9 protein-coding genes and 2 pseudogenes are annotated in these 14,278 nt (G+C 68.5%); 10 read left to right on the top strand and 1 reads right to left on the bottom strand.

The window, feature by feature from the left end:
* Positions 1-14 precede the first annotated feature (14 nt).
* Positions 15-3,914, top strand: coding sequence for a DNA-directed RNA polymerase subunit beta' (locus ABZ478_RS23330; protein WP_359552394.1), 3,900 nt, complete (start codon positions 15-17; stop codon positions 3,912-3,914).
* Between the two features lie 77 nt (positions 3,915-3,991).
* Here ABZ478_RS23330 and ABZ478_RS23325 read toward each other — a convergent pair whose 3' ends face one another.
* Entirely contained in the window at positions 3,992-5,269 is a 1,278-nt protein-coding gene (locus ABZ478_RS23325) for a hypothetical protein (RefSeq protein ID WP_359552392.1), read from the bottom strand.
* Positions 5,270-5,416: 147 nt separating this feature from the next.
* Between ABZ478_RS23325 and ABZ478_RS23320 the strand changes: the two genes are divergently transcribed.
* From ABZ478_RS23320 to ABZ478_RS23280, 9 genes and pseudogenes are all read left to right on the top strand, one after another.
* A complete protein-coding gene (locus ABZ478_RS23320) occupies positions 5,417-6,391 on the top strand; it encodes a glycosyltransferase family 2 protein (protein ID WP_359552390.1) in 975 nt (324 codons plus the stop codon).
* Between the two features lie 262 nt (positions 6,392-6,653).
* Positions 6,654-7,025: a 30S ribosomal protein S12 gene (gene rpsL, locus ABZ478_RS23315; protein ID WP_003948652.1), complete on the top strand. Its 372-nt coding sequence runs from the start codon at positions 6,654-6,656 to the stop codon at positions 7,023-7,025.
* A gap of 2 nt (positions 7,026-7,027) precedes the next feature.
* Positions 7,028-7,498 carry a 30S ribosomal protein S7 gene (rpsG, locus tag ABZ478_RS23310; protein WP_005481264.1) on the top strand — a complete coding sequence of 157 codons (471 nt, stop codon included), beginning with the start codon at positions 7,028-7,030 and terminating at the stop codon, positions 7,496-7,498.
* Positions 7,499-7,537: 39 nt separating this feature from the next.
* Entirely contained in the window at positions 7,538-9,664 is a 2,127-nt protein-coding gene (gene fusA, locus ABZ478_RS23305; RefSeq protein ID WP_359552388.1) for an elongation factor G, read from the top strand.
* A gap of 155 nt (positions 9,665-9,819) precedes the next feature.
* A complete protein-coding gene (gene tuf / locus ABZ478_RS23300; protein WP_359552386.1) occupies positions 9,820-11,013 on the top strand; it encodes an elongation factor Tu in 1,194 nt (397 codons plus the stop codon).
* A 146-nt stretch (positions 11,014-11,159) separates the two neighbouring features.
* Positions 11,160-11,909, top strand: coding sequence for a hypothetical protein (locus ABZ478_RS23295; protein WP_359552384.1), 750 nt, complete (start codon positions 11,160-11,162; stop codon positions 11,907-11,909).
* A gap of 129 nt (positions 11,910-12,038) precedes the next feature.
* A pseudogene (locus tag ABZ478_RS23290) lies at positions 12,039-13,047 on the top strand (glycosyl hydrolase 115 family protein); the annotation flags it as partial.
* 1 nt (position 13,048) lies between these two features.
* Positions 13,049-13,294: pseudogene (locus ABZ478_RS23285) on the top strand (helix-turn-helix domain-containing protein); the annotation flags it as partial.
* Positions 13,295-13,332: 38 nt separating this feature from the next.
* A complete protein-coding gene (locus ABZ478_RS23280; RefSeq protein WP_359552597.1) occupies positions 13,333-14,226 on the top strand; it encodes a carbohydrate-binding protein in 894 nt (297 codons plus the stop codon).
* Positions 14,227-14,278 lie beyond the last annotated feature (52 nt).

Below are 14,278 nucleotides of genomic sequence, written 5' to 3'. Positions count from 1 at the left end.
GGGATTGACGCATAGTGCTCGACGTCAACTTCTTCGACGAGCTCCGGATCGGCCTGGCCACCGCTGACGACATCCGTCAGTGGAGCCACGGCGAGGTCAAGAAGCCCGAGACCATCAACTACCGCACCCTCAAGCCCGAGAAGGACGGACTCTTCTGCGAGAAGATCTTCGGTCCGACCCGGGACTGGGAGTGCTACTGCGGCAAGTACAAGCGCGTCCGCTTCAAGGGCATCATCTGCGAGCGCTGTGGCGTCGAGGTCACGCGCGCCAAGGTGCGCCGTGAGCGGATGGGCCACATCGAGCTGGCCGCGCCCGTCACCCACATCTGGTACTTCAAGGGTGTCCCCTCGCGCCTCGGCTACCTGCTGGACCTGGCGCCGAAGGACCTCGAGAAGGTCATCTACTTCGCGGCGTACATGATCACGTACGTCGACGAGGAGCGCCGTACCCGCGACCTGCCCTCCCTGGAGGCGCACGTCTCGGTCGAGCGCCAGCAGATCGAGAACCGCCGCGACGCCGACCTCGAGGCCCGCGCCAAGAAGCTCGAGACCGACCTGGCCGAGCTCGAGGCCGAGGGTGCCAAGGCCGACGTGCGCCGCAAGGTGCGCGAGGGTGCCGAGCGCGAGATGAAGCAGCTGCGCGACCGCGCGCAGCGCGAGATCGACCGCCTGGACGAGGTGTGGACCCGGTTCAAGAACCTCAAGGTCCAGGACCTCGAGGGCGACGAGCTGCTCTACCGCGAGCTGCGTGACCGCTTCGGCACGTACTTCGACGGTTCGATGGGTGCCGCGGCGCTGCAGAAGCGCCTGGAGTCCTTCGACCTCGACGAGGAGGCCGAGCGCCTCCGCGAGATCATCCGCACCGGCAAGGGCCAGAAGAAGACCCGTGCGCTCAAGCGCCTGAAGGTCGTCTCCGCGTTCCTGCAGACCTCGAACAGCCCCAAGGGCATGGTCCTGGACTGCGTCCCGGTCATCCCGCCGGACCTGCGTCCGATGGTGCAGCTGGACGGTGGCCGCTTCGCGACCTCCGACCTGAACGACCTGTACCGCCGTGTGATCAACCGGAACAACCGTCTGAAGAGGCTCCTGGACCTCGGTGCCCCGGAGATCATCGTCAACAACGAGAAGCGCATGCTTCAGGAGGCTGTTGACGCCCTCTTCGACAACGGCCGTCGTGGCCGTCCGGTCACCGGTCCCGGCAACCGCCCGCTGAAGTCCCTCAGCGACATGCTGAAGGGCAAGCAGGGTCGTTTCCGTCAGAACCTGCTCGGCAAGCGAGTCGACTACTCGGCGCGTTCCGTCATCGTCGTCGGCCCGCAGCTCAAGCTGCACCAGTGCGGTCTGCCCAAGGCCATGGCGCTGGAGCTCTTCAAGCCGTTCGTGATGAAGCGCCTGGTCGACCTGAACCACGCGCAGAACATCAAGAGCGCCAAGCGCATGGTGGAGCGCGGCCGCACGGTCGTGTACGACGTCCTCGAAGAGGTCATCGCCGAGCACCCGGTTCTGCTGAACCGTGCTCCCACCCTGCACCGCCTCGGCATCCAGGCCTTCGAGCCGCAGCTGGTCGAGGGCAAGGCCATCCAGATCCACCCGCTCGTCTGCACCGCGTTCAACGCGGACTTCGACGGTGACCAGATGGCCGTGCACCTGCCGCTGTCCGCGGAGGCGCAGGCCGAGGCCCGCATCCTGATGCTGTCCTCGAACAACATCCTCAAGCCGGCCGACGGCCGTCCGGTGACGATGCCGACCCAGGACATGGTCCTCGGTCTGTTCTTCCTCACCACCGACGGCGAGCTGCGTGACACCAAGGGCGAGGGCCGCGCGTTCGGCTCCACGGCCGAGGCGATCATGGCCTTCGACGCCGGTGAGCTCGCGCTGCAGTCGCCGATCGACATCCGCTTCCCGGTGGGCACCATCCCGCCGCGTGGCTGGACCCCGCCGGCGCGCGAGGAGGGCGAGCCCGAGTGGCAGCAGGGTGACTCGTTCCGCCTGCGCACCACCCTGGGCCGCGCGCTCTTCAACGAGCTGCTGCCCGAGGACTACCCGTTCGTCGACTACTCGGTGGGCAAGAAGCAGCTCTCCGAGATCGTCAACGACCTGGCCGAGCGCTACCCCAAGGTCATCGTGGCGGCGACGCTCGACAACCTGAAGGCGGCCGGCTTCTTCTGGGCGACCCGTTCCGGTGTCACCGTGGCCATCTCCGACGTCGTCGTTCCCGAGGCGAAGAAGGAGATCGTCCGCGGCTACGAGGCGCAGGACGAGAAGGTCCAGAAGCAGTACGAGCGCGGTCTGATCACCAAGGAAGAGCGCACTCAGGAGCTCATCGCGATCTGGACCAAGGCGACCAATGAGGTCGCCGAGGCGATGAACGAGAACTTCCCCAAGACGAACCCCATCTTCATGATGGTTGACTCGGGTGCCCGAGGAAACATGATGCAGATGCGGCAGATCGCCGGTATGCGTGGTCTGGTGTCGAACGCGAAGAACGAGACCATCCCGCGTCCGATCAAGGCGTCCTTCCGTGAGGGCCTGTCCGTGCTGGAGTACTTCATCTCCACGCACGGTGCCCGTAAGGGTCTGGCGGACACCGCCCTGCGTACCGCCGACTCGGGTTACCTGACCCGTCGTCTGGTGGACGTCTCCCAGGACGTCATCATCCGCGAGGAGGACTGCGGCACCGAGCGCGGTCTGAAGCTGCGGATCGCCAACCGCGGTGCCGACGGTGTGCTGCGCAAGGCGGACGACGTCGAGACCAGCGTCTACGCCCGCATGCTCGCCGAGGACGTCGTCATCGACGGCAAGGTGATCGCGCCGGCCAACGTGGACCTGGGCGACGTGCTCATCGACCAGCTCGTGCACCACGGCATCGAGGAGGTCAAGACCCGCTCGATCCTGACCTGCGAGTCGCACGTCGGCACCTGCGCCATGTGCTACGGCCGTTCGCTGGCCACCGGCAAGCTGGTCGACATCGGTGAGGCGGTCGGCATCATCGCCGCCCAGTCCATCGGTGAGCCCGGTACCCAGCTGACGATGCGTACCTTCCACACCGGTGGTGTGGCCGGTGACGACATCACCCAGGGTCTGCCCCGTGTCGTCGAGCTCTTCGAGGCCCGTACCCCGAAGGGTGTCGCCCCGATCTCCGAGGCCAACGGCCGCGTGCGGATCGAGGAGACCGAGAAGACCAAGAAGATCGTCGTCACCCCGGACGACGGCAGCGACGAGACGGCGTTCCCGATCTCGAAGCGTGCCAAGGTCCTGGTCAAGGAGGGCGACCACGTCGAGGTGGGCCAGCAGCTCACCGTGGGTGCCACCAACCCGCACGACGTGCTGCGCATCCTGGGTCAGCGTGCCGTCCAGGTCCACCTGGTCGGCGAGGTCCAGAAGGTCTACAACTCGCAGGGTGTGTCGATCCACGACAAGCACATCGAGATCATCATCCGGCAGATGCTGCGCCGTGTGACGATCATCGAGTCGGGCGACGCCGAGCTGCTGCCCGGCGAGCTGGTCGAGCGCTCGAAGTTCGAGACCGAGAACCGTCGTGTGGTCCAGGAGGGCGGTCACCCGGCCTCCGGTCGTCCGCAGCTGATGGGTATCACCAAGGCCTCGCTGGCGACGGAATCCTGGCTGTCGGCCGCCTCCTTCCAGGAGACGACCCGAGTCCTGACGGACGCGGCGATCAACGCCAAGTCCGACAGCCTCATCGGCCTCAAGGAGAACGTCATCATCGGTAAGCTCATCCCGGCCGGTACGGGTCTGTCCCGCTACCGCAACATCCGGGTGGAGCCCACCGAGGAGGCCAAGGCCGCGATGTACTCGGCCGTCGGCTACGACGACATCGACTACTCGCCGTTCGGTACCGGCTCCGGCCAGGCCGTTCCGCTGGAGGACTACGACTACGGTCCGTACAACCAGTGAGTGGTTGACATGAACTGAAGGGCGGTCACCCCGACTCGGGGTGACCGCCCTTCGGCGTTTGCGCGGACGCCTGCCGTCTAGGGGATGCCCAGCTCGAAGATCACGTAGTGCGCGTACCAGCCCGACGCCACCGCCGTCGTCGTGAAGAAGACGGTGAGGCCGGGCCACTTCAGGCGGCTCAGGGCGGCCGCCGGCGCCAGGAGCAGCGGAAAGGAGGGCAGCAGATAGCGGGAGGTGTTGCCGAACATCTGCTGGGTGCCCAGGACGGTGACGATGCCGGCCAGGGTGTAGGCGACCAGCACCAGAGGCGGCTTCCGGCGCAGCATCAGCGCGATCAGGAAGGGCAGCGCGATGACGAGCTGGACGCCGAGGAGATCGGGCGTGGAGAAGGCGAAGAGGTAGTCGTTGTGCCCGACGGCGACGTTGCCGAGGACGTCCGCCGTGTACGAACCCCAGTCGAAGTAGTGCGCCCAGCCCTCGCGCTGGAGCGTGAAGTAGGCGGTGAGGTCGCCCATGCTCCACCCGACCCACGCGACGTAGGTGAGCAGGCCGAGCGGCGCCGCGACCATGGCGAAGACCGGCTGGGCGACCCCGTGCTCCCGTCGGCCGTCCCGCCGCAGGACGGTGACCAGGGCGGCCAGCCCCACCGCGCCGATGAGGGCCGCCGAGGTGGGCCGGTTCAGGCCCGCCAGGAAGGCCAGCAGGCCCGCGGCGACCCAGCGGCCCCGCATGACGCTGTAGCAGGTCCAGGCCGCGATGGCGACGAACAGGGACTCCGAGTACACGGCCCACTCGACGCCGGCCCCGGGCACGACGGCCCACAGCCCGGCGGCGATGGTGCCCGCCCGCACCCCGGCGAGCGCCGAGACGACCGCGTAGATGCCGGCCGCCGCCACCAGGGAGGCCAGGACCGACACGAGGATCGCGGAGCCGTACAGGCCGAGCCCGGTCGTCTCGGAGACGGTGCGGATCAGCCCGGGGTAGAGCGGGAAGAACGCGACCGAGTTCTGCTTGACGGTGAAGAGCCCGCCCCCGGGCAGCGGTTCCAGCGGTCTCGGGTCGTACCCGTGCCCGGCGACCTGCAGATACCACCAGCCGTCCCAGGTGGACAGCACGTCCCACCAGTGGGCGCCGCCGCCGAACCGCGGGTCCTTCCTGCGGTAGTCGCCCGCATGCTCCAGCAGCCAGGCGAATATGGTGAGGCCCACGAGCTTCGTGACGCAGTACAGGACGAGTGGAGCCACGTACGGCCGCGCACCCGGCGGCAGCGTGAGCCGGCGGCTCGGGCGCGGAGTGCCGGACTGTTCCCTGGGCAGGACGGTGTCCGCCTCGATGTCGCCGGAAGCCGTGCTCATCCCTGCGGTCTCCCCCCTCGGCCGACCGCCGGGGCCGGAGGGGTTCCGCTGCCCGGGGGGTCGTGAAGTGTCAGTCACAACAGCACACAAGGATCACTTGTGTGTGGCCAAAGCGTCGCATGTGCGGGGCGAAGGGGGGAGAAGCGGGTGACCGGTGGAGCGGACCCGGCGATCGAGCTGTCCGTCGTCGTACCCATGTTCAACGAGGCCGAGGCGCTGCCCGCCCTCGTCAGCCGGCTGCGCCCGGTCCTGGGGGGCCTCGGCGTGCCGTACGAGCTGGTCGCCGTCGACGACGGCAGCACCGACGGCACCGGCGAGCTGCTCGCGGCCTTCCGGCTCGGCTGGCCGGAACTGCGGGTGATCGGCCTGCGCCGCAACTCGGGCCATCAGGCCGCCCTGACCGCCGGCCTCGACCGGGCCGTCGGCGCCTACGTGGCCAGCCTCGACGCGGATCTGCAGGACCCGCCCGAGAAGATCCCCGAGATGCTGGCACTGGCCCGCGCCGAGGGGCTGGACATCGTGTACGGCATCCGCGCCGACCGGGCCAGCGACACCGGCTTCAAGCGGTGGACAGCGGGGCTCTACTACCGGCTGGTGCGCCGCCTCGCGGGCCCCTCCGTGCCCGCGCAGGCGGGCGACTTCCGGCTGCTCAGCCGGGCCGCCGTGGAGGCGCTGAAGGCGCTGCCCGACCAGCAGCGGGTCTACCGGCTGCTGGTGCCCTGGCTGGGCTTCCCCAGCGGCCGGGTGACCTACGAGCGCGCTCCGCGCACGGCCGGCCGCAGCAAGTACCCGCTGGGCCGGATGATCCGGCTCGCCGTCGACAGCGTCACGGGTTTCTCGGCGGCCCCGCTGCGGCTGGCCACCTGGCTCGGCGGCTTCGCCTTCCTGGTCTGCCTCGGGCTGATGGTGTACACGCTCTCCGCCCACGTCCTGGATCACACCGTGCCGGGCTGGACCTCGCTGTTCACCGGGGTGCTGTTCATCGGCGCGGTGCAGCTGATCTGCGTGGGGCTGCTGGGGGAGTACGTGGCCCGCATATACACGGCCATACAGAACCGGCCGACGTACTTCGTGGGCCACGACACGGCGGAGCCGGCGGGGGAGACGACGTCGCGCCGCTGATCCCCGGAGCCCTCCGAGCCCCGGTCCCGTTGCCTTTGTTTTGACCGGAGTGGGTGCGGTAGGTACGCTCAGACCTTGTGCCTGGGGTGTGCCCTGGCTTTCGTGCGTGCCTTCAACCGCACGCGGAGCCGACACCGGCCACCGTAATCCGTGCCTTTCTCGCCTCGCGGCGGAAGCGCGGCGGATTCGACACACCCGACCGCGTGGGTCGGCGACGTTCCAGGTTAGCTGTACCTATCGGCACACAGAAACCGGAGAAGTAGTGCCTACGATCCAGCAGCTGGTCCGCAAGGGCCGGCAGGACAAGGTCGAGAAGAACAAGACGCCCGCACTCGAGGGTTCCCCTCAGCGTCGTGGCGTCTGCACGCGTGTGTTCACGACCACCCCGAAGAAGCCGAACTCGGCCCTGCGTAAGGTCGCGCGTGTGCGTCTGACCAGCGGGATCGAGGTCACCGCTTACATTCCGGGTGAGGGACACAACCTGCAGGAGCACTCCATCGTGCTCGTGCGCGGCGGCCGTGTGAAGGACCTGCCCGGTGTTCGCTACAAGATCATCCGCGGCTCGCTCGACACCCAGGGTGTCAAGAACCGCAAGCAGGCCCGCAGCCGCTACGGCGCCAAGAAGGAGAAGTAAGAATGCCTCGTAAGGGCCCCGCCCCGAAGCGCCCGGTCATCATCGACCCGGTCTACGGTTCTCCTCTGGTGACCTCCCTCATCAACAAGGTGCTGCTGAACGGCAAGCGCTCCACTGCCGAGCGCATCGTGTACGGCGCCATGGAGGGCCTGCGCGAGAAGACCAGCAACGACCCGGTCATCACGCTGAAGCGCGCGCTGGAGAACATCAAGCCGACCCTCGAGGTCAAGTCCCGCCGTGTCGGTGGCGCCACCTACCAGGTGCCGATCGAGGTCAAGCCCGGTCGCGCCAACACGCTGGCGCTCCGCTGGCTGGTCGGCTACTCCCGCGCCCGTCGCGAGAAGACCATGACCGAGCGCCTGCTCAACGAGCTTCTCGACGCCTCCAACGGCCTGGGTGCCGCTGTGAAGAAGCGCGAGGACACGCACAAGATGGCCGAGTCCAACAAGGCCTTCGCGCACTACCGCTGGTAGTCGCTACCCACATCGAGACCGAGAGAAGACTGAAGCCTTATGGCTACCACTTCACTTGACCTGGCCAAGGTCCGCAACATCGGGATCATGGCCCACATCGACGCGGGCAAGACGACCACCACCGAGCGGATCCTGTTCTACACCGGTGTGTCTTACAAGATCGGTGAGGTCCACGACGGCGCTGCCACCATGGACTGGATGGAGCAGGAGCAGGAGCGTGGCATCACGATCACCTCTGCTGCCACCACCTGTCACTGGCCGCTCGAAGACGTCGATCACACCATCAACATCATCGACACCCCGGGTCACGTCGACTTCACCGTCGAGGTGGAGCGCTCCCTGCGCGTGCTCGACGGTGCCGTGACGGTGTTCGACGGCGTCGCCGGTGTCGAGCCCCAGTCCGAGACGGTGTGGCGTCAGGCGGACCGCTACGGCGTCCCGCGTATCTGCTTCGTCAACAAGCTCGACCGGACCGGTGCCGAGTTCCACCGCTGCGTCGACATGATCAGTGACCGCCTGGGCGCTCAGCCGATCGTGATGCAGCTGCCGATCGGTGCCGAGGCCGACTTCAAGGGCGTCATCGACCTCGTGACGATGAAGGCCCTGGTCTGGTCCGCCGAGGCCACCAAGGGCGAGATGTACGACACCGTCGACATCCCGGACACGCACGCCGAGGCTGCCGAGGAGTACCGCGGCAAGCTGCTCGAGGCCGTGGCCGAGAACGACGAAGAGATCATGGAGCTGTACCTGGAGGGCCAGGAGCCCACCGTGGAGCAGCTGTACGCCGCGATCCGTCGTATCACCATCGCCTCCGGCAAGGGCACCGGCACCACCGTGACCCCGGTGTTCTGTGGCACCGCGTTCAAGAACAAGGGCGTTCAGCCCCTGCTCGACGCGGTCGTGCGCTACCTGCCGTCGCCGGTCGACATCGAGGCCATCGAGGGCCACGACGTCAAGGACCCCGAGGTCGTCGTCAAGCGCCGGCCGTCCGACGACGAGCCGCTGTCCGCGCTGGCGTTCAAGATCATGAGCGACCCGCACCTCGGCAAGCTCACCTTCGTCCGGGTCTACTCGGGCCGCCTGGAGTCCGGCACCTCGGTGCTGAACTCCGTCAAGGGCAAGAAGGAGCGCATCGGCAAGATCTACCGCATGCACGCCAACAAGCGTGAGGAGATCGAGTCGGTGGGCGCCGGCGACATCGTCGCCGTCATGGGCCTGAAGCAGACCACCACCGGTGAGACGCTGTCCGACGACAAGAACCCGGTCATCCTGGAGTCCATGGACTTCCCGGCGCCGGTCATCCAGGTCGCCATCGAGCCCAAGTCGAAGGGTGACCAGGAGAAGCTGGGCGTCGCGATCCAGCGCCTGGCCGAGGAGGACCCGTCCTTCCAGGTCCACTCGGACGAGGAGACCGGCCAGACCATCATCGGTGGTATGGGCGAGCTGCACCTCGAGGTGCTGGTCGACCGTATGCGCCGTGAGTTCAAGGTCGAGGCCAACGTCGGCAAGCCGCAGGTGGCCTACCGCGAGACGATCCGCAAGGCCGTCGAGCGCGTCGACTACACCCACAAGAAGCAGACCGGTGGTACCGGTCAGTTCGCCAAGGTGCAGATCGCGATCGAGCCGATCGAGGGCGGCGACGCCTCGTACGAGTTCGTGAACAAGGTGACCGGTGGCCGCATCCCGAAGGAGTACATCCCTTCGGTCGACGCCGGTGCGCAGGAGGCCATGCAGTTCGGCATCCTGGCCGGCTACGAGATGACGGGCGTCCGCGTCACGCTCATCGACGGTGGCTACCACGAGGTCGACTCCTCCGAGCTCGCCTTCAAGATCGCCGGTTCGCAGGCCTTCAAGGAGGCCGCGCGCAAGGCCAGCCCCGTGCTGCTCGAGCCGATGATGGCCGTCGAGGTCACCACGCCCGAGGACTACATGGGTGAGGTCATCGGCGACATCAACTCCCGCCGTGGCCAGATCCAGGCCATGGAGGAGCGGGCCGGTGCCCGCGTCGTGAAGGGCCTCGTGCCCCTTTCGGAGATGTTCGGCTACGTCGGCGACCTCCGCAGCAAGACGTCGGGTCGCGCGAGCTACTCGATGCAGTTCGACTCCTACGCCGAGGTTCCGCGGAACGTCGCCGAGGAGATCATCGCGAAGGCCAAGGGCGAGTAACGCTCCGCGTTCTCACGCCTTAGGCTTGACTCCGGAGCCTCAAGGGGCATTCACCTCATTCCAGGATGAATGCCCCGGGTTCCGGGACTTAACAGCAAAGATCACCTGGCGCCGATGAAGTAAGGCGTACCAGAACCACTCCCAGGAGGACCCCAGTGGCGAAGGCGAAGTTCGAGCGGACTAAGCCGCACGTCAACATCGGCACCATCGGTCACATCGACCACGGTAAGACGACCCTCACGGCCGCCATTACCAAGGTGCTGCACGACGCGTACCCGGACCTGAACGAGGCCACCGCGTTCGACAACATCGACAAGGCGCCCGAGGAGCGTCAGCGCGGTATCACCATCTCCATCGCGCACGTCGAGTACCAGACCGAGGCGCGTCACTACGCCCACGTCGACTGCCCGGGTCACGCGGACTACATCAAGAACATGATCACCGGTGCCGCGCAGATGGACGGCGCGATCCTGGTGGTCGCCGCCACCGACGGCCCGATGCCGCAGACCAAGGAGCACGTGCTCCTGGCCCGCCAGGTCGGCGTTCCGTACATCGTCGTCGCCCTGAACAAGGCCGACATGGTGGACGACGAGGAGATCCTGGAGCTCGTCGAGCTCGAGGTCCGTGAGCTCCTCTCCGAGTACGAGTTCCCGGGCGACGACCTGCCGGTCGTCAAGGTCTCCGCGCTGAAGGCGCTGGAGGGCGACCCCGCGTGGACCCAGAGCGTCCTCGACCTGATGACGGCCGTCGACGAGAACATCCCGCAGCCCGAGCGTGACGTCGACAAGCCGTTCCTGATGCCGATCGAGGACGTCTTCACGATCACCGGTCGCGGTACGGTCGTCACCGGCCGTATCGAGCGTGGTGTCCTCAAGGTCAACGAGACCGTCGACATCGTGGGCATCAAGCAGGAGAAGACCACCACCACGGTCACCGGCATCGAGATGTTCCGCAAGCTGCTCGACGAGGGCCAGGCCGGTGAGAACGTCGGTCTGCTGCTCCGCGGCATCAAGCGCGAGGACGTCGAGCGCGGCCAGGTCATCATCAAGCCGGGCTCGGTCACCCCGCACACCGAGTTCGAGGCGCAGGCCTACATCCTGTCCAAGGACGAGGGTGGCCGCCACACGCCGTTCTTCAACAACTACCGTCCGCAGTTCTACTTCCGTACGACGGACGTGACCGGCGTCGTGACCCTCCCCGAGGGCACCGAGATGGTCATGCCGGGTGACAACACCGAGATGAAGGTGGAGCTCATCCAGCCCGTCGCCATGGAAGAGGGCCTGAAGTTCGCCATCCGTGAGGGTGGCCGGACCGTGGGCGCCGGCCAGGTCACCAAGATCAACAAGTGATCTTGAACTGACCCGGCCCGGTCTCTGACCTGGTAGCTGTCGGAGAGGCCCGTACGACTTCGGTCGTACGGGCCTCTTCGCTGTCTCCCGCCGTATGATCATGCGACCGGACCGCCCGGGGGCCGGCTGTCGCAGAGGTGGTTGCCGTGCTCGACAAGGTGCGGGCGGTGGTCCCATGGCTGGCCGTGGCCGCCGTAGTGATCGCCATGGGCTACCAGCAGGGACTGTTCACGCTGGTGGGGCGGCTCGCCCCGGGTCCGGCGAAGGCCGTGGCCCTGCCCGGGGGCGGTGTCTCCGACGGCGACCGGTGCGGGACCGAGGGCTACCACCGCTTCCGGCTGCCCGCGGACGCGGTCGCCCCGCTGCCCCGGGACGAGCCGCCGGCCGGCCCCCGGCTCGTCCTCGGCGCCTACGGGTTCGAACAGGGGCCCCGCACCCCCGCCCGCTTCACCATCGGCCTCCTCCTCACCCCCGGCGGGAAGCAGCCCCTCGAGCTGTCCCGGACCCTCGGCGCGGATGGCGTGGCGGTGGAGATCGAGGGCCCGGACGGACTGGTCGGCGGCGCGCACGGCCTGCCGGTCACCTGGCGCGAGCCCGCCTCGACGGGCCCCGGACACAAGATGCGCGTCAGCGCCCGCAGCGGCGGAAGCGCCGAGGTCGTGCTTCCCGTACGCGCCCTGTGCCCCGGACAGGACGGGGCCGAGGTCATGAAGAAGCTGCAGGCGCCGATCGACTCGCACAACACCATCACCGGGCAGCCGCCCTACACGCTGACGGTCTCCTTCTCCGACCCCGGCGTCGGGCAGCTGCGCGCCTCGCTGGGCTCACCGGACCGTGGTGACGTGCTCGCCGCCGGCAACCTCATCCCCCCGGACCCGGAGACCGGCCGCCCCTGAGTCACGGCCACGGCACGCCCGGCCGGTGCCGTAACGAAAGTATTCGGCGCGTCCGGCCCGTTGTCCCTTCGGGACACTGCCCCCAGCATTTGTCATACCGCTTGGCAAATGATGTCGGAGGGGTGAGGCATGTCTGTCCGTCGCAGGACTGTGCTGGGGGCGGGTCTCACCGCCGTGCCGGTGCTGGCGTCCGGGGTGGCCCGGGCCGGGGAGGGCACCGCACCGCGGGTCACGGACCCGGGGTCGTACATCTCCTTCTCCGGTGGGGCGTTCTCGCTGGTGGGTGCCCCGGTGGTGGTCAGCGCCGAGGACCACGCCTCAGTCGTCCGGGTGGCGGGCGACCTCCGCGACGACGTCGAGCGGGTCACGGGCGTGCGCCCCGGTTCGACGATCGCCCGCTCTCCGGTCCTGGTGGGCACCATCGGCCGCAGCCCGCTCGTCGACGGCCTGATCGCGAGCGGCCGCCTCGACGTGTCCGGGGTGCGGGGCAGGTGGGAGACCTCGCTGCAGACGGTGGTGGACCACCCGATGCCGGGGGTGGAGCGGGCGTTCGTCATCGCGGGCAGCGACCCGCGGGGCACGATCTTCGGCGCGTACGACGTCTCCTACGGCATCGGCGTCTCGCCCCTGGTACTGGTGGGACGACGTGCTGCCGGTGCGCCGCGACCAGGTGTGGGTGCGGCCGGGCCGGTTCACGCAGGGCACCCCGGCGGTGAGGTACCGGGGCACTTTCATCAACGACGAGAACCCGGCCCTCGGCACCTGGGCCCCGGAGTACTTCGGCCCGGGCAAGGCGCCCGGGCAGCCCGGCGGTTTCATCGCGGACTTCTACGCGAAGGTCTTCGAGGTGCTGCTGCGCCTGAAGGGCAACCACCTCTGGCCGGCGGTGTGGGGCCGGGCCTTCGCCGAGGACGACCCGGAGAACCACCGCCGGGCCGCCGACTACGGCGTCGTCATGGGCACATCGCACGAAGCCCCGATGATGCGCGGCATCGAGGAGTGGAACCGCCACGCGACGCCGGGCCACGACCTCTACGGCGGCACCGGCGAGTGGTCGTACCGCCGCAACGCGGATGCGATCCGGCGGTACTGGCGGGCCGGTATCCGGCGCATGGTCGACGAGGGCTTCGAGGGCGTCTGCCGTGCGCGCGGCCACCGGCCGCAGCCCCGGCCGGCTGCTGATCGAGGCCCGTGTCTACCAGGCCCAGCGCCTCCTGGCCCACACCGACCTGCCGATACGACAGGTCGCCGTCCGCGTCGGCATCACCGACCCCGCCTACTTCTGCCGCTTCTTCCGGCGGGAGACCGGCAGCAGCCTCGAAGACTGGCGAAAGCACCACAGTCCCCATCACCAGTCCATCGAAGCCCCGGGCACGCGCGCCTAGGTTCGTTGCCGATCCGACGCCCCCCACAAGGAGCAGGCATGGACAGCGAGACGCACTCCCCGCACCCCGAGCGCCCCGGCCACATCGCCCGCAAGACCGTTTTACGCGCCGCGCTCGCGGCCACCGCCGCGATCCCCGTCGCGTTCGCGGGCGGCCCGGCCCTGGCCCGCACCTTCGCCGCCACCGGCACGGCGGTGCCGCTCACCCCGCCCTGTGACGACGGCGACGACCCCACGCCCGAGCAGACCGAGGGCCCGTACTTCAAGCCGAACTCGCCCCAGCGCACCAGCCTGCTGGAGCCGGGGATGCCCGGCACCCGGCTGACCGTGACCGGATACGTCTTCGGCAGGGCCTGCCTCCCGGTCGCCGGCGCCCTGCTGGACTTCTGGCAGGCCGACAACGACGGCGCCTACGACAACACCGGATTCCGGCTGCGCGGCCACCAGTACACCGACTCGCGCGGCTCCTTCGCGCTGACGACGACCGTCCCCGGCCTCTACCCCGGCCGCACCCGGCACATCCACGTCAAGGTGCAGGCCCCGGGCCGCCCGGTCCTGACGACACAGCTGTACTTCCCGAACGAACCCCGCAACAACACCGACACGATCTTCGATCCGCGGCTGCTGATGACCGTGCGCGACGGCAACGGCGGCCGCGAGGCGGCCTTCGACTTCGTGCTGGACGTCGCCCAGGCGCCCGGCCTGAGCCCCACGCCGACCGGGACTCCGCCGTCCGACGGCACCTGGGCCGCGGGCGCCGCCTACCGGGCCGGCGACCGGGTCACCTACGCGGGCCGCGGCTACGTCTGTCTGCAGACCCACACGGCCCAGCCCGGCTGGGAGCCCCCGGCGGTCCCGGCGCTGTGGCGGGCCGGATGGGAGGCGGTGCCACCTCGGACGACGTCAACGCGGCGCGTGCGAAACCCCCCGTGACGAAGATCGGCGTCCACCGGTTGAAGGAACGGCGGTGGACGTCGATACGGCG

The organism is Streptomyces sp. NPDC005706 (genome assembly GCF_040631045.1).
Classification (GTDB): Bacteria; Actinomycetota; Actinomycetes; order Streptomycetales; family Streptomycetaceae; genus Streptomyces.
This window is presented reverse-complemented; position numbering and strand designations above follow the sequence as displayed.

Bases quoted from the DNA above. Each gene is read 5' to 3' on its own strand.
- ABZ478_RS23325 (WP_359552392.1), bottom strand. From the start codon at position 5,269: ATGAGCACGGCTTCCGGCGACATCGAGGCGGACACCGTCCTGCCCAGG.
- rpsG (WP_005481264.1), top strand. From the start codon at position 7,028: ATGCCTCGTAAGGGCCCCGCCCCGAAGCGCCCGGTCATCATCGACCCG.
- fusA (WP_359552388.1), top strand. From the start codon at position 7,538: ATGGCTACCACTTCACTTGACCTGGCCAAGGTCCGCAACATCGGGATC.
- ABZ478_RS23280 (WP_359552597.1), top strand. From the start codon at position 13,333: ATGGACAGCGAGACGCACTCCCCGCACCCCGAGCGCCCCGGCCACATC.